Genomic DNA, 19,446 nt, shown 5'->3' on the forward strand with positions numbered 1-19,446 from the left:
GATCCGTGCTGGTGATTTTGTTCACCAGCCTTATTTTAGAAGGATTTAACCATGCATACTGACGTTAATGCTTTATTTGCTGCCTTATGGCAAGACTACATTAAGATGACGCCTTCAGCGGCGAAAATTCATCAGCTATTAGGCCATGGCGCACCAATTATCAATGACCATATCGCTTTGCGCACCTTTAATATTGCCAAGGTGAATTTAAGCGTATTGGCTAAACACTTTACCTCTATCGGTTATGTCGACAGTGGCGATTATCAGTTTGTGCAGAAAAAACTGATTGCCAAGCACTTTGAACATCCGGATCCAAAGCAGCCGAAGGTGTTTATTTCTGAGCTATTAGTAGAAGAATTTAGCCCTGAGTTGCAAAAGAGCATCCATGGTTTAATCGATCAGGTTGATGAAACGGCAACCACTGCAGATAATTTTATTTATTCTGGTCGTCATTGGGATGTAGATAAAACAACATACCAAGCCTTACTTGCTGAAAGCGAATATGCTGCTTGGGTTGCTGCATTGGGATATCGTGCCAATCACTTTACGGTTTCAATTAACGATCTGCCTGAGTTTGAGCGTATTGAAGATGTAAACCAAGCCTTAAAGCAGGCTGGGTTTGTGTTAAATAGCTCTGGCGGTGAAATTAAAGGATCGCCAGAAGTCTTGTTAGAGCAATCTTCTACCATGGCGGATAAAGTGGTGGTTAACTTTACTGATGGCGATGTGGAAATTCCAAGTTGTTTCTATGAATTTGCCCGCCGTTATCCAATGGATAATGGTCAGCTTTATACTGGTTTTGTTGCGGCATCAGCTGACAAGATTTTCGAAAGTACCAATGCAATGATGTAACGTTTATGCATGGACAAAAAAAGACCTAATTGAGTGATCAATTAGGTCTTTTTTATTGGTTATTTTAGGCAAAAAAGCTTAGTTGCTCATCAATATACTGACGCTTAGTTGCTCATCAAAATACTGACATTAAGTCCTTGTAATGCCTTACTACGACTAAATTGCAATACAAAACCATATTGGTCGCATATCTCTTTAACAATCGATAAGCCCAATCCGTGGCCAATAGTGGCTTCATCTAGTCGTGTGCCACGAGAGGTTAATAATGCAATTTGCTCTTGCTTTACGCCTCGACCATCGTCCTCGATCTGAATTAATATCTCTCCCGAAGGTAATTCTTCGACGCTGACATTAACCTGTGAATTCGCCCATTTAAAGGCATTATCGAGCAGGTTGCCAAACAGCTCCATACCATCTTCGCGATGTATTGGAATACGACTAATATGTTGTGGGTTAACAATGCTGCCATCAATACTCCGCTGATGATGCACTTTATGTAACGTTTGGATTAAACTATCAAAATCTTTTGGTACCGCCAGTTGTGCTGCGGGTAGCATGTCTCCGGTTATCCTCGCTGCAGCCAATTTACGTTCAATCATTTTATGAACTAAATCTAATTGCTGCTGCATGGCTATAGCGGCATCCGGATGGGTGAGCCCGAGCGCTTCAACTTGTTGCTGCATGACCGCTAATGGGGTTTTTAAGCCATGGCTTAAATTACCCAAGTTATTGCGACTACGTTCAATCTGTTTGGCTGTGTAGTCTAATAACTCATTATAGGTTTCGGCTAACGGGCGGATCTCTGCTGGAATTTGTGAAATGGCTAACGAGGCTATTTCCCCTTCGCGCAATTTAGCCAGCGCCCCTTGGATTTGATTCACCGGTTTAAATGATTGGCGTAAAATGATAAAAATACCGGCAATCATCGCTAATAACATGCCGATATTAATTGCCAGTTTAGTGCCAAATACTTCGCTAAAAACACGCCGTCCAATACTGAGATCTTGGGCGACAGTCAAGGTTGCTGTGTTGTGGCTGTTTGGCGCGCCGATGCCGATAGATAACAGCTGCATATCATTGTTTTTTGGCCCTTTAGCCTGCCAAACTCTTTTCTGCTGCGCTTGTAACTGTTCAATCTGTAATTCCGCATCCCACAGTGAACGGGAGCGAATTGTACGGTCGGGCAAATTTAATTGGAAATAACGCCCTGAATAGGCAGGTTTATAAAAACTGGATAGTTGGCTTTGGTCGATAACTATCTCACCATCATCGAGTCTGGTGGCGATAATGATGTGTTCTAAATCTTCTTCAAGACGATTAATAATGGAGTCATGAAAGGCATCTCGCAACATCGACTCAAATAAAAATAAACCTATGAGCGTGGCAATAATGATTAAGCCACTGAGCCATAAGCTTAATTTAAACCGAATTGAAATCATTCAATAATGCCATGGAAGATATAACCCTGACCACGGCGGGTTTCAATAGCGGTTTTACCGAGTTTTTTACGTAAGTGTGTTACGTAAACTTCCACGACATTACTTTCTTTTTCATCATCAAATTGATAAAGCTTATCTGTAAGCTGCTGTTTCGAAAGAAGCTTCTTTGGTGACATTAAGAAAATTTTCAATAACCTAAATTCCATCGACGTCAGTTCGTATACGTGTCCGCCTACCGTCACTTTTTGCTCATTTTCGTCTAAATTAACCCCGGCATAACATAGTTGCTTCGACGACGAATTAACCCGCCCATGGGCACGATGGATAAGTGCCTGAATACGGGCGAGGAGCTCTTGAGTATGAAAAGGTTTGCCTAAGTAATCATCAGCACCCGCATTAAAACCTTCAACTTTTTCGTGCCACTGACTGCGAGCCGTTAGCATAATGACAGGGGTACTGATGCCACGTTCACGCCATTGAGTCACTAATGACAAGCCATTGCCATCGGGTAAGCCGATATCTAAAATGACACAGTCATAATCTGTTTCTTTCATCAAATAATCGGCTTCAATAGCTTTGTCTGTAACATCCGTAATATAACCAGCTTGCTTGAGTTGTTTTTCAAGTTCAGCAACCAGTAATGGGCTATCTTCAACGAGTAACAGTTTCATGTTTAGTACATTCGCTCGGTAATTGAGTCAATGAGTCCTGCATACCGTTAGCTGCATCTAATTGCAGATTAACAACATGCCCTTGTTTTAGCTTAAATTGTAAATCATAGCGCCACTTATCTTGATGTTGATAAAGCTGGGCGTCGATTAAGTGACCATCACAATACTGCGATAGCCAAGTTAAGTAATCATCTAATGAACGTATATTACCAGAAGATACCAATTTTTGGACGTAGTCATGATCCAGAGGGAGTTCTTTTGCGGGAATATCTTGTTGATTAATGGTGATGGCCATTAAGCTGCTTATTGCTGTAAAGAACAAGCTATTCATGGGCGCTCCAAAATAAAAAAGTGGCGTTCAGAGTATGAACACCACTTTAAGTATCTTGGCTTAAATCAAGCTGAAGCTTATATGATTAAACATAAACATTTTGCTTGATTCGTCGTTAGCCTTTTGTCATTTAGCGTGTACCGTAAACTACGATCGTTTTACCGTGTGCTTGGATCAAGTTTTGTTCTTCAAGCATTTTTAAAATACGACCAACAGTTTCACGTGAACAACCAACAATTTGACCAATCTCTTGACGGGTTATCTTAATCTGCATGCCGTCAGGATGTGTCATAGCATCGGGTTGTTTTGCAAGATGTAATAGCGTTTGTGCAATACGTCCAGCAACGTCAAGGAAGGCTAAGTCGCCTACTTTTTGACTAGTACTTTGTAAACGATAGGCCATTTGCGCCGAAAGTTTCATCAAGATTTCAGGATTTACCTGAATCAATTGCTTAAATTTCTTATAAGAAATTTCTGCAATTTCACATGCTTGTTTAGCACGAACCCATGCAGTACGTTCAGATTGCTCTTCAAACAGCCCTAGTTCACCGATAAAATCGCCTTGATTTAGATAAGAAAGGATCATTTCTTTACCTTCTTCATCTTTGATCAATACAGCGACGGAACCTTTGACGATGTAATATAAAGTGTCAGACTCTTCACCTGCGTGAATTAAAGTACTCTTTGCTGGGTACTTATGAATGTGACAATGTGAAAGAAACCATTCTAATGTTGGGTCAGGTTTTGGCTTACCAATCAGAGCCATATGATATTCCTCGATTGATTAAAAATGAAAGTAAGTAATGTCTAATTAAGCATTCTACGCTATTGAAACGGTGAAAACTTTGATAGAGATCGTATTTAGAAGTGTGCGTAGTGTATATTAACTTGTTAAATTTTAGATTAAATTTATCTCGTTTGTGATGGCGGTCGACTTTTTTTGTGAATTTGTCTTAATCATCACTACGATTGAATTGTTGCCAATGTTATTTGTCTATTGTATTGGATCCATGAGTTAGCTAATGTTATTTAATCAGCTTCATAAATAGTTGTCGAGGTATGCGTGAAAAAACTGAGTCAAATTGGGGTTATTGTCTGTGTTGTTTTATTAAGTGGACTTAGTTCATCTGTAAAAGCATTTGTTATCCCGCCCTCTATTGAGTCTCAAGCGGCGAGTAAACTGGTTCATATTCAGATTAAAGCTAAACAAGGTAATGCAGACGCACAATTTCTATTGGGCTTAATGAACCTTTCCGGACGATTTGTTTCTCAAGATACCAAGCAAGGATTAAGCTGGGTTAATCTTGCTGCGCAACAGCAAAATATTAAGGCGCAACAAACATTAGCCGACCTAGCTTTTGACGGCAAATTAATTCCGCGGGATTTAGCACTTGCCGAGAAATGGTATTTGCAAATGGTTGCACAGGGGGATAAGTGGGCTCATTTTCGTTTAGGGTTTATTTATTCTGCTGGTGGTGATGGCGTAGTGCGTAATTGTGGTAAAGCAATGGAGCAGTTTAGTGCTGCGGGAGATGCTGTTTCAATGGGCAATATTGCGTGGATATTAGCTACATGCCCTGAAGCGGAATATCGCGATGGTTCACGTGCAGTATCGATGTCGTTAAAGTTACTTGAGCATAATCAGAATGATCCGACGGTATTAGATAATCTTGCGGCCGCGTATGCAGAACAGGGTGACTTTACTGCGGCGATAGATACCCAGAAAAAAGCGATTGATGCATTGAAAGATAACCCTGAGATTGTGCGCAGCGATGAATTTATTTTACGTTTGAAGCAGTATCAGAATAATCAAGCTTATCGAGAAGTTATCCCACTGATGTAATGCTCTGAGTGAGCAATGTGAGTCATTTACTATTATCAATCAGTCAGTGTATTCACTTGTTTATCAGAAGAGATAAAAGTTGATGTGGGTGCTGGAACATCGACTTTTTTGGGTTTCGTTGATGTGCTTAATGCACTAACAGATCAAAAAGGGGGAATTAGCACTTCAAGCACATCAACTGCCGTTATTTCGCTTGAAATCACGATGCAGCTATCTTAATTGTTCTGACTTAAATCAAACTTAATCGGGTTTGATATCATCAAGGTTTTGCAACTCTATACGCTTATCCATTAAGTCTTTAACTAATGGCGTTAAAATTAATTCCATTGCTAATGACATTTTTCCACCGGGAACAACCAGTGTATTAACGCGTGACATAAATGAGCCTTGGATCATGTTGAGGTAATAAGGGAAATCAACATTGTTAATGCCGCGAAAGCGAATCACTAAAAAGCTTTCATCTAGGCTAGGTATGTCTTTTGCGCTAAAGGGATTTGAGGTGTCTACGGTCGGCACTCGTTGAAAATTAATGTGTGTCCGTGAAAATTGCGGCGTCATGTGCTTGATGTAATCGTCCATACTACGGACTATCGAGCCCATTACTTTTTCACGACTATGACCCCTATCGTTTGTGTCGCGAATAATTTTCTGAATCCACTCTAAATTGACAATCGGCACCATGCCTATCAATAGATCAACATGCTTAGCGACATCGGCATCTTCCGTCACCACACCACCGTGAAGCCCTTCGTAATACAACATATCGGTATTGGCTGGCAAATCACGCCATTGCGTGAATGTACCAGGCATTTGGTTAAATGGCACCGCTTCATCGAAGGTGTGCAAGTAGCTGCGGGTTTGGCCATTGCCTGTATCACCATAGCTGGTAAAACACTCTTCGAGTTTTTTGAAATTATTGGCTTCGGGGCCAAAATAGCTTAGATTTCGATTTTCAGCCTGTGATTTTCGAATTAACACTTCCATTTCTGCGCGGGTGAAATTATGGAAACTATCACCTTCAACGAATGCAGCATTAATACCCAGCTGTCTAAAAATATGAATGAAGGCCGTCGTGGTTGTCGTTGTGCCAGCACCAGATGAACCGGTTACAGCAATAATAGGATGTTTTGCTGACATGTTATTTGCCTAGGTAAAGTTGTGGACGCGAAAAATCGAGTCACTAGTTATACGGTAATCATCACCCGTGGGTCAATTCTTCGCGGGTAACAATGTGATCATTTTGTGGTAAAACCATTGTTTTGTTTTACAACTAATCGAAAGATGAACGTGAAATATGCTCGCGTTGTCTAATGGCGATAGACTCATCATCCTCACTATACTCGACAACTAAGTCGCCTTTTTTTAGTGCTAGCTTACATTGGTCCATTGCACGACTTAATTGTTGCTCGTCTGCGTCACTAAAACTGCCATCTTCAAGTTGTGATAACAGATATTCTTTTATCATACGTTGAAGTACTTCTTGAGGTAATGAAAGTAACGCTTCATAAGGCACAAGCATGGTGTATTTCCTATTAATGACTGACTAAAGAAGCGTGGGCATCGTGTTCGGTTACTGTATCACTCGCCGTTAGTATAAACTCGATGATGCGACGTTCGAGGTAAAAGCGCGGTTTCCAAGGCCAGCCACCTTCAACAAAACCTACATGTCCGCCAAACTGATGCAACTCGTATTCAACCATAGGCGACAATTGAGCTTGGTTTGGGATCACTTCATCAGTCATGAAGGGGTCATCTTTGGCGTGGATGACTAATGTGGGCTTGGTAATATGTTGCAAATAGCCTAGGCCGCTAGATTGTTGATAATAATCATTAACGTCAATAAAACCATGCAAAGGTGCAGTGACTTTATCGTCAAATAAATAAAAGGTATTGAGCATTTTGAGCTGTTCTTTAGTGATCGGCATTTGCTCGGTTAACTCTGCAGTGTTAATTTTTTCGAGCATTTTATCTTGTAAGCGTTTAATTAAAAAGCGTTGATACAGAGTTGAAAAACCATTTTCTAAGCGTTTTGCACATGCGCTTAACGTGAGAGGCGCCGACACAACCACAGCGCGTTCGAGTAAGCTATGCTGTTGTTTGCTGCCTTGGTATTTTGCCAATACATTACCGCCTAAACTGTAGCCAACAGCATACAATGGCGAGTCTGGATAGTAGTGTTTTAGTTGTTCTAAGGTGTAGGCTAAGTCGTTTACATCGCCGCTATGATAACTGCGAGCTAAGCGGTTAGGTTCACCCGAACAACCTCGATGATGATGAACGACAGCAGACATTTTGGCTTTTTTTGCTTCGATGAGCATTCTGCGTGCATAATGCGATTCTGTGTTACCTTCAAGACCATGGATAATCACTAAAATAGGCGCGCCATTTTGCGCTTGGCCTAGCCAATCTAAATCGATAAAGTCGCCGTCGGGTAACTCTTGTCGTTGCCTAAATGTTATTGGTCTGGCCACTTTAAAAATGAATGGTAGAATCGTTTGTACATGCGGGCTAGCAGCCCACCAAGGCGGAGTGAACAAGGTTTTCATAGAAGGAATATTTCTGTAATTGTTTGTGAAAATTTAAACGTATGTTTAAATGTTACTCATGCCACTCTACCACATAAAAAATAGAGACAACAATAAACTCAAGGGGAAGTAAATGAAGCGGCGTGCCTTTCTTACTGGTGCTTTTGCTGGAACTGCGGCAATAGCACTCGGCGTTAATTTATATTCACCTAGCATCACGACCTCTACCGATGATATTCATCATCGAGTGTTGTTCAGTGTGTTGCTGCCAGTGTTCTTAGACGGTGCATTGCCCGAGGTTCCAAGCCATAGAGAAATCGCGATAAATCGCACATTGGATGCGATTTCACAATCAATTACTCATTTGCCTGTAGAACAACAACAAGAGTTAATGGAATTGTTGGAGTTGCTTGAAGGACGCTTCGGCTTATTGTTGCTCAGTGGCAGTATGACACCGTTGTTAATGCGTGAACCAAAGCAATTGATTGACATGTTAGAGTTTTGGCGCCACAACTATTTGGACATGTTAACGACCGCTTATAACGGATTACGTGAATTGATAATGGCAAGTTATTACGCCTGTCCGGAACATTGGGGCAATTTACGTTATGTAAAGCCTACTTTCTTGGTGCATAACGCGCATTAATCCCTCATGTAAGGAGCTCTCCCTTGGCCATTATTGATCCTATTATTACCGGATTAAGTTCAGGCTGGCATCATATCGATGCTAGTACCTTAGAAATGGATCGTCACTTTGACGCTGATGTTGTTATTGTTGGCACCGGAGCTGGCGGCGGCACCGCAGCAGAAATACTCACTGAAGCTGGATTAAAAGTGATTATGATTGAAGGCGGATCGCTAAAATCATCAACTCACTTTGATATGGAAGAGCGCCACGCTTATCCGAATTTGTATCAACAAGCAGCAGCAATGAAAACTGCAGATAAAGGTATTGGTATATTTCAAGGTCGAACGGTAGGCGGTTCAACCACGGTCAATTGGACAACCTCAATTAGAACCCCAGAACAAACCTTGGCCTTTTGGGAGCAAGAAAAATCGGTAAAAGGTTTGTCCTCGCAAGATTTACTGCCTTGGTTTGAATTGATGGAGCAGCGGCTCAATATTGAGCAGTGGCAGTTTGAGCCCAATAGAAACAATGGTGCACTGCGCGAAGGTTGTGAAAAGCTGGGTTGGGATTACACCGTCATTAAACGTAATGTTAAAGGTTGCTGGAATACCGGTTACTGTGGCATGGGTTGTCCCGTTAATGCCAAACAATCTATGTTAGTGACTACTATTCCAGCGGCTTTGGACAAAGGCGCGACGTTGATTTCTCGCGCCAAGGTCATCAAACTTGAACACAAAGGCGATCAAGTTGTTGGTTTAACGGCGCAGGCATTAACCGAAGGGTTAATGCCGACATCGGTTAACATTACTTTTAGTGCTAAGCATTATATTTTAAGTGCGGGTGCAGTTCATACACCAACGATATTAATGCGTTCTAATACCCCAGATCCACATAAGCAATTAGGCAAAACGTTTTTACATCCGTCATTGTTATCGGGCGGTATTTTTGCAGAACAAATTAATGGTCACAGTGGTGCGCCGCAATCTATCTATTCAGATGAATTTGTTTGGCGTGATGGCGCGACTGGCGATTTAGGTTATAAGCTTGAAGTTGCGCCTGTACATCCGGTGTTGATTGCATCTAAAACCATTGGTTATGGTGTAAGCCACGCACAATTAATGGCTAACTTTAACCAAATGCAGGTGACTATTGCGCTTATTCGTGATGGTTTTAATCAGCAATGTCCTGGTGGTCAGGTAAGATTAACCGATACGAGTTTGGCGTTAGATTATCCTTTAGATAAAGGCTTTTGGGATGGTGCTCGTCGGGCATTTTTGTCGATGGCCGAATTACAATTTGCTGCAGGAGCCAAAAAGGTGTTGCCGATGCATGATGGCTTGTCATTTCTTAATTCGTGGAGTGAAGCAAAGCAGGCTATCAATAATGCCGATTTAGGTTTATTAAAAACCATTGTCGCGTCGGCCCATGTGATGGGCGGTTGTGCAATGGGTGAAGATAAAACCCTATCAATGGTCGATACTTTTGGTTATTCGCATTACCTTGAAAATTTATCGGTGATGGATGGTTCGGTATTTCCAACAAGTTTAGGCGCGAATCCGCAGTTGTCTATTTATGGTCTAGTGGCTCGAAATGCAACGGCATTAGCACAAAAATTGACTCAAACTAGCTAACTGAACGGCTTGGTATGCCGTAGCATGGCGGTATATCAACGTACGGCAAGTCGCTAAACCAGATGATGCGTTATGAGTGAGTAAGGCCGGTTTGGGTGGTCAACTCAGTCATAATGCTTTCATCTAAGCCAAATAAGCTAAGGTAGTGTTGTATATTGCTCGGCTCAGTATTATCAAGTTCAGTATCTAACGTTTTTCCCTGCAGTAAGTTCAATTTGTGCAATAACATGTACTGAGATTTACGTTCCATAATGAGCTCAACATCGAGCATTTTTTGATATTCTTCACCGTCTAAGTATGCTTTAGCAATCCGCCGTAATCGTCGATAAGGTTGCAACACATTTGCTTCCCATTGATCTACAATACCCGTCAATAATTCCCACAGTTGTGGCGTCAACACATAATGCTGTTGATCAAGGTATTGAGCCAATAATAAAATATTCACATTTACTTGGTAAGTGTCTTGTAAGTTTATGTAAAAATTGGGATTAGTTGAGTAATTTTGTTCGCAATCATGCCAAATTAAATAGCTAAATGTTTGCTGGTGAGAAGGCCGCGACATACAGTATCCCTTACAGCCTTAAGTGGTGTGAGTTAACACCACTTAAGGCTTGAATAAAATAAAACTAACTGTTTATTGAAAATCTTGCTCGAAAAGCTCTATCTGCTCTTGAATGTCTAACCAATGCATTTCACTTTCATCCATAGCTTGAGTCAGCGTAGTCCGTTCGTTGAGAACATTGGTCATTTTAGCTTTGTTCTCGGCTTCGTATAAGCTGCCATCGGCTAACTCAATTTCTAATTCGGCTAATCTGGCATTAATTTTTTGCTGTTGAGTTTCTAACTTTACTTGTTGTTTTTTCAGCGGCGATACTTTCTGACGTAATTCAGCTTCCATTCTTTTTTGCTGTTTTTTATCAACAGCATCACCGCCAGTGCCAACATCTGTTTTGTTGTTGGCTTGTGCTAGTTTGGCGGCATCGAGCAACCATTGATGGTAGTCATCTAAGTCACCGTCAAAAGGTGTTACAACACCTTGGTCAACTAAGTAATAATCACTACAACTTAAGCGTAATAGGTGACGATCGTGTGACACGATGACCATTGCACCCTCAAAGGTTTGCAATGCCATGGTGAGTGCGTGACGCATCTCTAAATCTAAATGGTTGGTCGGTTCATCGAGTAATAGTAAATTTGGACGCTGCCAAACCACTAATGCTAATACTAGGCGGGCTTTTTCGCCGCCAGAAAACGGCCGTACTGGCGATAAGGCCATATCACCATTAAAGCCAAACCCGCCTAAAAAGTTGCGTAATTCTTGTTCGCGAACACTTGCTGGTGCAAGTCTTACTAAGTGTTGCATTGGAGAGTCATCAAGCGTTAAAAATTCAACTTGATGCTGAGCAAAATAACCAATATTCAATCCTGGGTTAGGTTGGTATTTACCCGTTTTAGCTTGTAATTGCCCTGATAACAGTTTGATCAGCGTCGATTTACCGGCACCATTTCTACCTAACAAACCAATACGCGCACCAGGGACTAGGTTTAACTCAACCTGTTTAAGGATGGTGTTATCTTCATAACCAATAGAGACATTTTCCATTACCACTAATGGGTTAGGTAGCGCTTCTGGTTCTCTAAAGGCCATTTGAAATGGATTGTCTACTTGCGAGGGCAACAAATCGGCCATGCGTTCGAGGGCTTTTAAGCGGCTTTGTGCTTGTTTAGCTTTACTGGCTTTATAGCGGAAACGATCAACAAATGACTGCATATGTGAGCGTTCTTTTTGTTGACGCTCAAAGGCGACTTGTTGCTGGGCCATGCGTTCGGCGCGTACTCGTTCAAAAGAAGAGTAATTACCTTTATAGTAATTTAGTTTGTGATTTTCAACATGAACAATTTCACCAACAATGCCATCGATAAAGTCACGATCGTGACTGATCAAAATGAGTGTCCCTTGATAAGATTTTATCCAACCTTCTAACCAATACATGGTATCTAAGTCTAAGTGGTTGGTTGGCTCATCGAGTAACAATAAGTCTGAACGACATAATAGTGCTTGGGCTAAGTTGAGGCGCATACGCCAACCACCAGAGAAGCTTTTTACCGGGTTACTTTGGTCTGCATCTTTAAACCCTAAGCCTGCTAATAGCGCGCCTGCTCGAGCTTTGATGGCATAGCCGCCAATAGCATCAATTTTGCCGTGAATAAGCGCAATGGCATTACCGTTATTGTCGGTTTGGGCTTTCTCTAGTTGGGCTTCTAAATCACGGTATTCAGTGTCACCGTCGAGGACATACTCTAGAGCCGACACATCTAATGCTGGTGTTTCCTGCGCAACAGAGGCAACTTGCCAGCCTGAGGGGAAACTAAATTCACCCTTATCTAGATGTAAATGACCCAAAATCAAGGCAAGCAATGATGATTTACCTGTACCGTTGGCGCCGACAAGGCCAACCTTGTGTCCGGGATATATCGTCAGTGAGGTTTCATCGAGTAAGGTTTTACTGCCGCGAATTAACTGAGCTTGGCTTATGTTGATCATTAATTACAACTTGATACTTAAGAATAGAATAATGGTGCAGATAATATCGCATCTACGATTTATTTCCCACAATCACGGGACTCATGTGGGCTAATCATGGCAAAATAGGCGTATAAATCAGGTAAAGACCTTATTGAGTTAACCGCTCATTCAGTAAACACTAAGTTGAGTAAATCATGACCAAAATTAAAAAGCGTTTTGTTGCAGGGGCTAAATGCCCTAAATGCAGTGCTAAAGACAGTATTTTATTGTTTAAAGAAAATGGAATTGAAACGGTTGAATGTACTGACTGTGATTATCGTGAGCAACAAACGGATATTAAAGTGCCTCAAAAAACCAGTGGTAGCATGATCGGGGTATTCAAACCTGATTAACGTGGCGTGGCACCTCAACGCAGATGAAGAGTTGAGTTAGTTACTCATATATTCATCTGGTTGTGTTTCAGCAGATATCTTCATTTTATGTTTAGTTAATATCTGGATAACATTAGTATTATTTTTAATTAGGCCGTTGAAGCGTGTAGTAATTTCTTGTAATTCTAGGCCGTAACTTGGGTCGTCTCTAGGTTTAGTTTGCCAGTAACGCTTACGATCCAATTTTTGTATTTCGCTAGCCCGTAAAATTTCAAAATAGCTGTTTTCTTGATTTAAGCGATAAATTTCACCATCAAGTAGCTGCAGTAATTTCTCTTTAGAAATGGTTTGTTTATTGAGTATTGCTTCTAAGGGATCTTGTTTGAGCTCGCGCTTGTCCGAGTCAACCTCAGTGGTTATACCCAATTGGTATTCAATTTTATGTTGGCTATATTCCTGAGGGCAAGCTGTTTGGCTGAAAACGACTTTTTCATCCATCATGCATTTGTAAATAGTATTGGCTTGAGCAGTAAAAGTGCTCATGGCGAGTACGATGAATAACAGTCTTTTTGCCATGCGGCCACACATCCTTTTGTCATCACTATTACGATTTTGATATCACATGTTTACGTTTTCGACACTAGGCCTTGTCGATGATGCATTCAGCCTCACAGTTGACAACCATGTCTAGCTGCTAATGGTAAGCAATCACCGGTTACGTATTTTGGCTAAAGGTATTGTTTTTACTGTATCTTGCCAACTCACTTATTTAACTAGTGTTTTGATGAGCTTATGTACTTAAACAGATTAGCATGTTTTAACGCTACGCAAGTAAGACATTACCCATACTCGTTACCGGATATTGAATACTCGGCAATCATACCTTGCTAACTATATAACTATAATCACGTCGATAACACTATTCTAACGCTTAAATATGGTTCAATTTTATCGATAAAACCAGTTTTTTGACAATGGAAATATCGATAAAATAAAAAATCTTTGTTTTTTATTTTATTGAGTTAAGCCAAAAAATAATATTTTTTTAGCGAAGCGTGCTATGTGCCTAACTTGAATGACGAGAAAATGACACGTTGTCTATCAAGCGCGCTTTGCCGAGATATGCCGCCCCAATAACCACTAGCTCACTGTCAGCTGCCGTTACTTGGCGTAATGTATTGGCATTTCTCACTTCGAGATAATCAGGAGTAAAACCAACTGTTATAAGTCGTTTTTTGGCAATTGAGATAGCTTGTTGTATTGCTTCACCGCGTTGAATCGCGTTAACAATACTGTCTAATGCTTGTTTTAATGTTGCTGCTGAGTGTTTTTCTTCAGTGGTTAAATAGCCATTACGAGAGCTCATCGCAAGACCCGACGCTTCTCGGATAGTTTCCACTCCAATTACATCGATTGGCATCGATAAATCTTCAACCATGGTTTTGATAATCATCAATTGTTGAAAATCTTTACGGCCGAATAAGGCGATATCAGGTTGAACAATATTAAACAGTTTGGAAACTATAGTGGCCACACCACGAAAATGACCTGGGCGGCTTGCACCGCATAATTCATCACCAATTTCTGGTACTTCAATAAATGTTTGCTGTGCCAATCCTTTGGGATAAATAATCTCAGGTGTTGGAGTGAAGAGTAGTTCTGTTCCGGCAAGCATTAGCTTTTCGCTATCTTGTGCGAGTGTGCGTGGGTAACCATCTAAGTCTTCATTGGCACTAAATTGCATCGGATTAACAAAGATAGATACCACCACATGGTCTGCGCGCTTTTTAGCTTCATTCACTAAGGTAATGTGACCTTGGTGTAAGTTACCCATAGTAGGCACAAAAGCAACCGTTTCGCCTTTGCTGCGCCAAGTCTTAACATGTTCGCGAATGGTTGAGATAGCGGAAGTGGTTATCATTTTCTGTTCGAACCTTAATAAAAACAATGTAGTCATTGATGTAGATTTAATGATTAGCCTCAAGCCGAATAAGAGCTAGGGTAATCGATAACAACGGGTTTATTTCGCATCTGCAAATCAAACTTGCCGTTTGTGTTGCTAACGAAGGTGCATTGACTCATCAACTGTCGATCTATTGTAAGTCAATGCAACGTAGATAGCAGAGCAAAAATGATAATAAATTTATATTATCAAGATGTTATATTAATTAAAGGTATGTTCTTCCGCTGGGAATGTGCCGTTAGCAACTTCATCAATATAAGCTCTGATAGCCGAACGGATTTCGCCGGTTTGTTTGAGATAGTTTTTTGAAAAACGGGGAATGTAGCCACTCGAAATGCCTAAAACATCGTGCATAACAAGAATTTGGCCATCGGTGTCAGCTCCAGCGCCGATACCGATAACTGGAATGGTTAGTGCTTCAGTAATGGCTTTAGCCAGGGAGGCTGGAATACACTCAACCACTAATAATTGCGCACCAGCAGCTTGCAATGCTTTAGCTTCATCTAGAATGCGTTGCGCGTTATCAGCGTCGCGACCTTGCACTTTAAATCCGCCAAAAACGTTCACCGACTGTGGCGTTAATCCTAGGTGAGCACAAACTGGAATACCACGTTCGGTTAACATTTTTACGCTTTCAAGTAACCAATGTCCGCCTTCTAATTTAACCATGCTGGCACCTGCCTGCATTAATATTGCAGCGTTAGTCATGGTCTGTTCTGGGGTGCTATAGCTCATAAACGGCATGTCTGCGATGAGTAATGCGCGCGAAACACCACGTTTGACACAAGCGGTATGGTAAGCAATATCGGCAATGGTTACTGGTAAGGTATCGTTATGGCCTTGAAGCACCATACCGAGTGAATCACCCACTAGAAGTACATCAACACCTTCACTGTCAAATGCGCCGGCAAAGCTAGCGTCATAAGCCGTTAATGCGGTGAACTTTTTACCTTCTTGTTTGAACTTGATTAGGGTCGAACTGGTGACTTTTGACATAGTAGACTCTTAAAACAATATTGAAATACTAAAAGCTGAGCTTAATCTTCTGTCTGTTAAGATCAACTTTAATCGATAAGCTTTTGTAATTCATCACGCATTGCCACACTAATAAGGCTTTCAAGGCTTGTATTACAAGGCAATGTTAGCGCTGGTGCAATGTCTGCTAATGGAACTAACACAAAACTGCGTTGCTTCATGCCGTAATGAGGCACACAAAGTCGAGGTTCGTTGATGTGTTGTTGACCATAGAGTAACAAATCTAAATCTAAGGTACGAGGTCCCCAGTGTTCAAGTCGTACACGCCCTTGTTGTTGCTCGATTTCTTGTAAGGTATCGAGTAACTCAATGGGCAATAGCGAGGTTTCAAACCCCGCGACAGCATTGACATAATCTGGCTGAATAACATCACCCATGGGCTTGGAACCATAATATGCTGACACCGTAAAAGTGTTGTTTATTGCCAATGCCTTTAGCGCCAATACTGCAACATCGAGTTGTTGTATTGGCTCAGCTAAATTAGCGCCTATGGCAACATAAACTTGAACCGCCATTGTTATTCTTCTGCTGGCTTGGCTGCTGGTTTACGGCGACGCTTACGCTGTGGTGCATTTCTGTTACGATTATTGCTGCCTTTGATGCTTTTAGCTATGTCGCTACGGTCAGTTTCATCAGCTTCTACAAACGCTTTCCACCACTCAGCTATCTTGGCAATATTACCCATTTCAACTTCACCGCGCAGTAGCAGTAAATCATAAGCTGCTCTGAATTTAGGGTGCTCTAGTAGTTTAAATGCTCGAGTGCCTTGACCGCGTTCTAATCGTAACTGCAATTGCCAAATGTCGCGTGCTGGAGTGCTAAATCGGCGTGGTAAGCTAATTGTTAGACACTGTTTTTCAAGCACATCACCCATTGCAGCAACATATGCATCGTAATGAGTTAAGCCGCTTTCAATGGCAATATCATCAGCTCGTTGCTTAACGGGATACCACAAGATTGCCGCAAAGAAAAATGCCGGAGTCACGGTTTTATCTTCGCTAACACGGATATCGGTATTACGCATAACGACTTGGAGCATTTTAGCGGCATACCCTTTAGGCGACTCTTCAATTAATGCACCGACTTGTGGGAACAAGGGCGCGAATAAACCAAAACGTTGCATCATGTGGTAATTAGCTTCTGCTTTACCGGCAAAAAACAGTTTCAATACTTCTTCATACATGCGCGCAGCAGGAATATCTGCTAGCAATGGAGCAAGGGCTTTGATGGGATCCGCTGTTACTGCATCGATTTGCATATCAAGTTTCGTCGCAAAACGAACAGCACGAAGCATACGCACCGGGTCTTCGCGGTATCGTGTGTCTGGATCGCCAATAAGCTTAATCGTTCTAGCATTGAGATCGTTTATTCCACCACCATAGCTGCGAATAGAATAATCACTAATATCATAGTAGAGCGCGTTAATGGTGAAGTCACGGCGCTCAGCATCTTCATCGATCTCACCGTAGACGTTATCGCGTAACAAACGGCCTTCAGCGTTGGATTTTGATACTTTATCATTGCTTTCACTGTGGTGACCGCGGAAAGTGGCAACCTCAATGACATCACGACCAAAAACGATATGCGCCAGTCTAAAGCGACGGCCGACTAAGCGACAATTGCGGAATAACTTTTTAATGTCATCTGGGGTGGCGTTAGTGACGACGTCAAAATCTTTCGGTTCAAGACCTAATAGAATGTCACGTACTCCACCGCCCACTAAATAAGCTTTGTAGCCAGATTTATTAAGACGATAAAGTACTTTTAGTGCATTTTCACTAATTTGACGACGTGAAATTGAGTGACCATCTCTGGAGATAATATCCAGACGTAAGCCATCTTCTTGAATGGGTTCTTCAAGGACTGGAGCTACTTTGTTGTTTTCAAATAGCTGTTTACAGAATTGGCTAATACGGCGAAAAATAATACACCTCGAAATGCTATAATAATTTGATTAAAAATCTGGCGGGTATAATACATTAAATGTGACCGAATGAGTATACGTACAGTTGCGCTAAAAAGGGCTTAATGCAATAACTTATGTCAGTTAATGACGATACCTAGTTGTTTATTGTCGATAAGACAATTTCTTTTTGTGCAGGAATCGTGCTTAGGTCAAATTGTTCAACAGCCTGTTTAAGCATCACTTCTACCGAATCTACATCGACAGCTTTTTGGCCTAAAAAGGTCAGTGCCGCATTAATACTGGCTTGAGGGTGAATGACATCTATGGCTGGAGCATAATTCTGCTTGGATAATTTAAAGCCTTTCTCGGCACAAACTAACGGCAAATGTAGCCAATCAGGTGGCGTAAATTCCAATTGGGTAAACAAACTTATTTGTCGGCAACTGGCTTCAAGTAAATCACAACCTCTGACCACTTCAGTTATGCCTTGATACGCATCGTCGAGTACAACGGCGAGTTGGTAAGCATACAAACCATCACTGCGTTTAATAATAAAGTCTTCTTCGGCGAAAGCTTTATCAACCATCACCGAGCCTTGAAGTTTATCAACAAAATGATCAATTTTAACGTGATTACGAATTCGAATTGCGCCGTGTGTCAGTCTAGGCTGAAGTCGGCCACAACGGCCATCATACACTCCGCCGCTGGTTTGAATTATTTTACGTGTGCATTGGCAATAATAAGCAAGATCACTGGCGATAAACGCTTCAATTTGATCTTGATAAGCCTGATATCGTTGCTGTTGAAATAGTACGGTTCCATGCCAATGTAAGCCGTAGGCATCGAGTGTTCTAAGGATGTTATCGCTTGCACCGGGGACTTCGCGTGGCGGGTCGATATCTTCTATGCGGACAAGCCATTGGCCTTGTTGACTGTGCGCGCGAAGATAACTGCCTAATGCAGCAATGAGTGAGCCAAAATGCAGTGAACCTGATGGTGAGGGCGCAAAACGTCCGATATAGGATGGGGGAATCATGTTATAGCGTTGTTTTTCGTTAACATCGTATTGTTATTATCGTCAGTTAATGCGACAACACAATAGCCTTGTTAATTTGTTAGTGGGTAAATAAAGTCAATAAAAAGGGCGAGATAATCTCGCCCTAATCAATAACGGGTTAACCCGCCATTTGTTTTTCTTTTATTTCAGCTAGCGTTTTACAATCGATACATTGATCGGCTGTAGGGCGAGCTTCAAGTCGACGGATACCAATTTCTACGCCACATGAGAAGCAGAAACCAAAATCGTCTTCTTTGATCAACTGTAAAGTCTTTTCAATCTTTTTGATCAATTTACGTTCTCTGTCACGAGCGCGTAATTCTAAGCTGAATTCTTCTTCTTGTGCTGCACGGTCGACAGGATCAGGAAAGTTTGCAGCTTCATCTTGCATGTGAGTTAACGTACGGTCGACTTCTTCACGCAATTGGTTACGCCATGCTTCGAGGATCAATGTAAAGTGACCACGTTGCTTGGTATTCATATACTCTTCACCAGCCGATTCCTGGTAAGGATCTACTCCAGCGATAGCGAGTACGCCAAGTTTTTTCGTGCCTTGAGGCATAACGCATCTCCTGTAATCATTTGCGTTTTAAGGACGTCTTAAATTTATGGCCGCTATCTATACCAGAAACTCTATAGCGTGGCAAATTTTTTACTTGTTATTTAA

General features: G+C 41.5%; 21 protein-coding genes. 5 read left to right on the forward strand and 16 right to left on the reverse strand.

All coding sequences use genetic code 11. The features are described from left to right. Positions 1 to 51: 51 nt before the first annotated feature. Entirely contained in the window at positions 52 to 852 is an 801-nt protein-coding gene (locus AAEY97_RS11860; protein ID WP_350998996.1) for a DUF1338 domain-containing protein, read from the forward strand. Positions 853 to 956: 104 nt separating this feature from the next. Here the strand turns inward: AAEY97_RS11860 and AAEY97_RS11865 are convergent, their stop codons facing one another. The 4 genes from AAEY97_RS11865 to crp form a co-directional block, all read right to left on the reverse strand. Continuing rightward, on the reverse strand, positions 957 to 2,291 hold the full coding sequence (locus tag AAEY97_RS11865) for an ATP-binding protein (RefSeq protein WP_182743171.1): 1,335 nt from the start codon (positions 2,289 to 2,291) through the stop codon (positions 957 to 959). Next, complete coding sequence (locus AAEY97_RS11870) at positions 2,288 to 2,962, reverse strand: response regulator transcription factor (protein WP_101085252.1); 675 nt, start codon at positions 2,960 to 2,962, stop codon at positions 2,288 to 2,290. Before AAEY97_RS11870 ends, AAEY97_RS11865 begins: the two co-directional genes overlap by 4 nt. Beyond that, on the reverse strand, positions 2,943 to 3,293 hold the full coding sequence (locus AAEY97_RS11875) for a PepSY domain-containing protein (RefSeq protein WP_242445083.1): 351 nt from the start codon (positions 3,291 to 3,293) through the stop codon (positions 2,943 to 2,945). The genes AAEY97_RS11870 and AAEY97_RS11875 overlap by 20 nt, the downstream gene beginning before the upstream one ends. A 130-nt stretch (positions 3,294 to 3,423) precedes the next feature. Further along, positions 3,424 to 4,059 (reverse strand): cAMP-activated global transcriptional regulator CRP, encoded by a 636-nt coding sequence (gene crp, locus AAEY97_RS11880; RefSeq protein WP_101085253.1) that lies wholly within the window; start codon positions 4,057 to 4,059, stop codon positions 3,424 to 3,426. A 297-nt stretch (positions 4,060 to 4,356) separates the two neighbouring features. Between crp and AAEY97_RS11885 the strand changes: the two genes are divergently transcribed. Beyond that, positions 4,357 to 5,136 carry a tetratricopeptide repeat protein gene (locus AAEY97_RS11885; protein ID WP_502959399.1) on the forward strand — a complete coding sequence of 260 codons (780 nt, stop codon included), beginning with the start codon at positions 4,357 to 4,359 and terminating at the stop codon, positions 5,134 to 5,136. Positions 5,137 to 5,376: 240 nt separating this feature from the next. Here AAEY97_RS11885 and AAEY97_RS11890 read toward each other — a convergent pair whose 3' ends face one another. The 3 genes from AAEY97_RS11890 to AAEY97_RS11900 all read right to left on the reverse strand — a co-directional run bounded on the left by AAEY97_RS11890 (position 5,377) and on the right by AAEY97_RS11900 (position 7,682). Further along, positions 5,377 to 6,273 carry a phosphoribulokinase gene (locus AAEY97_RS11890; RefSeq protein ID WP_059744602.1) on the reverse strand — a complete coding sequence of 299 codons (897 nt, stop codon included), beginning with the start codon at positions 6,271 to 6,273 and terminating at the stop codon, positions 5,377 to 5,379. A 133-nt stretch (positions 6,274 to 6,406) separates the two neighbouring features. Further along, positions 6,407 to 6,655, reverse strand: coding sequence for a YheU family protein (locus tag AAEY97_RS11895; RefSeq protein ID WP_101085255.1), 249 nt, complete (start codon positions 6,653 to 6,655; stop codon positions 6,407 to 6,409). 13 nt (positions 6,656 to 6,668) lie between these two features. After that, positions 6,669 to 7,682 (reverse strand): hydrolase, encoded by a 1,014-nt coding sequence (locus tag AAEY97_RS11900; protein ID WP_192114210.1) that lies wholly within the window; start codon positions 7,680 to 7,682, stop codon positions 6,669 to 6,671. A 112-nt stretch (positions 7,683 to 7,794) separates the two neighbouring features. On the opposite strand from AAEY97_RS11900, the gene AAEY97_RS11905 reads away from it, so the two are divergent. Next, complete coding sequence (locus tag AAEY97_RS11905; RefSeq protein WP_101085257.1) at positions 7,795 to 8,307, forward strand: TAT leader-containing periplasmic protein; 513 nt, start codon at positions 7,795 to 7,797, stop codon at positions 8,305 to 8,307. A gap of 23 nt (positions 8,308 to 8,330) precedes the next feature. Next, on the forward strand, positions 8,331 to 9,920 hold the full coding sequence (locus AAEY97_RS11910; protein ID WP_101085258.1) for a GMC family oxidoreductase: 1,590 nt from the start codon (positions 8,331 to 8,333) through the stop codon (positions 9,918 to 9,920). 70 nt (positions 9,921 to 9,990) lie between these two features. Here AAEY97_RS11910 and AAEY97_RS11915 read toward each other — a convergent pair whose 3' ends face one another. After that, positions 9,991 to 10,482: a TIGR02444 family protein gene (locus tag AAEY97_RS11915; protein ID WP_350999001.1), complete on the reverse strand. Its 492-nt coding sequence runs from the start codon at positions 10,480 to 10,482 to the stop codon at positions 9,991 to 9,993. A gap of 72 nt (positions 10,483 to 10,554) precedes the next feature. Next, positions 10,555 to 12,465 carry an ABC transporter ATP-binding protein gene (locus tag AAEY97_RS11920; RefSeq protein ID WP_101085260.1) on the reverse strand — a complete coding sequence of 637 codons (1,911 nt, stop codon included), beginning with the start codon at positions 12,463 to 12,465 and terminating at the stop codon, positions 10,555 to 10,557. A gap of 176 nt (positions 12,466 to 12,641) precedes the next feature. Between AAEY97_RS11920 and AAEY97_RS11925 the strand changes: the two genes are divergently transcribed. After that, a complete protein-coding gene (locus AAEY97_RS11925; protein WP_162023862.1) occupies positions 12,642 to 12,839 on the forward strand; it encodes a YheV family putative zinc ribbon protein in 198 nt (65 codons plus the stop codon). Between the two features lie 36 nt (positions 12,840 to 12,875). Here the strand turns inward: AAEY97_RS11925 and AAEY97_RS11930 are convergent, their stop codons facing one another. From AAEY97_RS11930 to dksA, 7 genes are all read right to left on the reverse strand, one after another. Continuing rightward, a complete protein-coding gene (locus AAEY97_RS11930) occupies positions 12,876 to 13,394 on the reverse strand; it encodes a hypothetical protein (RefSeq protein WP_101085262.1) in 519 nt (172 codons plus the stop codon). Positions 13,395 to 13,884: 490 nt separating this feature from the next. Next, a complete protein-coding gene (gene panC / locus AAEY97_RS11935) occupies positions 13,885 to 14,739 on the reverse strand; it encodes a pantoate--beta-alanine ligase (protein WP_350979023.1) in 855 nt (284 codons plus the stop codon). A gap of 243 nt (positions 14,740 to 14,982) precedes the next feature. Further along, positions 14,983 to 15,777, reverse strand: a complete 795-nt coding sequence (gene panB, locus AAEY97_RS11940; RefSeq protein ID WP_101085264.1) for a 3-methyl-2-oxobutanoate hydroxymethyltransferase — start codon at positions 15,775 to 15,777, stop codon at positions 14,983 to 14,985. 68 nt (positions 15,778 to 15,845) lie between these two features. Continuing rightward, positions 15,846 to 16,331: a 2-amino-4-hydroxy-6-hydroxymethyldihydropteridine diphosphokinase gene (gene folK / locus AAEY97_RS11945; RefSeq protein WP_162023860.1), complete on the reverse strand. Its 486-nt coding sequence runs from the start codon at positions 16,329 to 16,331 to the stop codon at positions 15,846 to 15,848. Between the two features lie 2 nt (positions 16,332 to 16,333). Beyond that, positions 16,334 to 17,635, reverse strand: coding sequence for a polynucleotide adenylyltransferase PcnB (pcnB, locus tag AAEY97_RS11950; protein ID WP_162024398.1), 1,302 nt, complete (start codon positions 17,633 to 17,635; stop codon positions 16,334 to 16,336). Positions 17,636 to 17,876: 241 nt separating this feature from the next. Then, positions 17,877 to 18,758: a tRNA glutamyl-Q(34) synthetase GluQRS gene (gluQRS, locus tag AAEY97_RS11955; RefSeq protein ID WP_101085267.1), complete on the reverse strand. Its 882-nt coding sequence runs from the start codon at positions 18,756 to 18,758 to the stop codon at positions 17,877 to 17,879. Between the two features lie 139 nt (positions 18,759 to 18,897). Then, positions 18,898 to 19,341 carry an RNA polymerase-binding protein DksA gene (gene dksA / locus AAEY97_RS11960; protein ID WP_011638715.1) on the reverse strand — a complete coding sequence of 148 codons (444 nt, stop codon included), beginning with the start codon at positions 19,339 to 19,341 and terminating at the stop codon, positions 18,898 to 18,900. Between the last annotated feature and the right edge of the window lie 105 nt (positions 19,342 to 19,446).

This window comes from Shewanella sp. TB7-MNA-CIBAN-0143 (genome assembly GCF_040310065.1).
Classification (GTDB): Bacteria; Pseudomonadota; Gammaproteobacteria; order Enterobacterales; family Shewanellaceae; genus Shewanella.

Bases quoted from the DNA above. Each gene is read 5' to 3' on its own strand.
- AAEY97_RS11860 (WP_350998996.1), top strand. From the start codon at position 52: ATGCATACTGACGTTAATGCTTTATTTGCTGCCTTATGGCAAGACTAC.
- AAEY97_RS11865 (WP_182743171.1), bottom strand. From the start codon at position 2,291: ATGATTTCAATTCGGTTTAAATTAAGCTTATGGCTCAGTGGCTTAATC.
- AAEY97_RS11870 (WP_101085252.1), bottom strand. From the start codon at position 2,962: ATGAAACTGTTACTCGTTGAAGATAGCCCATTACTGGTTGCTGAACTT.
- AAEY97_RS11875 (WP_242445083.1), bottom strand. From the start codon at position 3,293: ATGAATAGCTTGTTCTTTACAGCAATAAGCAGCTTAATGGCCATCACC.
- crp (WP_101085253.1), bottom strand. From the start codon at position 4,059: ATGGCTCTGATTGGTAAGCCAAAACCTGACCCAACATTAGAATGGTTT.
- AAEY97_RS11890 (WP_059744602.1), bottom strand. From the start codon at position 6,273: ATGTCAGCAAAACATCCTATTATTGCTGTAACCGGTTCATCTGGTGCT.
- AAEY97_RS11895 (WP_101085255.1), bottom strand. From the start codon at position 6,655: ATGCTTGTGCCTTATGAAGCGTTACTTTCATTACCTCAAGAAGTACTT.
- AAEY97_RS11900 (WP_192114210.1), bottom strand. From the start codon at position 7,682: ATGAAAACCTTGTTCACTCCGCCTTGGTGGGCTGCTAGCCCGCATGTA.
- AAEY97_RS11905 (WP_101085257.1), top strand. From the start codon at position 7,795: ATGAAGCGGCGTGCCTTTCTTACTGGTGCTTTTGCTGGAACTGCGGCA.
- AAEY97_RS11915 (WP_350999001.1), bottom strand. From the start codon at position 10,482: ATGTCGCGGCCTTCTCACCAGCAAACATTTAGCTATTTAATTTGGCAT.
- AAEY97_RS11920 (WP_101085260.1), bottom strand. From the start codon at position 12,465: ATGATCAACATAAGCCAAGCTCAGTTAATTCGCGGCAGTAAAACCTTA.
- AAEY97_RS11925 (WP_162023862.1), top strand. From the start codon at position 12,642: ATGACCAAAATTAAAAAGCGTTTTGTTGCAGGGGCTAAATGCCCTAAA.
- AAEY97_RS11930 (WP_101085262.1), bottom strand. From the start codon at position 13,394: ATGGCAAAAAGACTGTTATTCATCGTACTCGCCATGAGCACTTTTACT.
- panC (WP_350979023.1), bottom strand. From the start codon at position 14,739: ATGATAACCACTTCCGCTATCTCAACCATTCGCGAACATGTTAAGACT.
- panB (WP_101085264.1), bottom strand. From the start codon at position 15,777: ATGTCAAAAGTCACCAGTTCGACCCTAATCAAGTTCAAACAAGAAGGT.
- folK (WP_162023860.1), bottom strand. From the start codon at position 16,331: ATGGCGGTTCAAGTTTATGTTGCCATAGGCGCTAATTTAGCTGAGCCA.
- gluQRS (WP_101085267.1), bottom strand. From the start codon at position 18,758: ATGATTCCCCCATCCTATATCGGACGTTTTGCGCCCTCACCATCAGGT.
- dksA (WP_011638715.1), bottom strand. From the start codon at position 19,341: ATGCCTCAAGGCACGAAAAAACTTGGCGTACTCGCTATCGCTGGAGTA.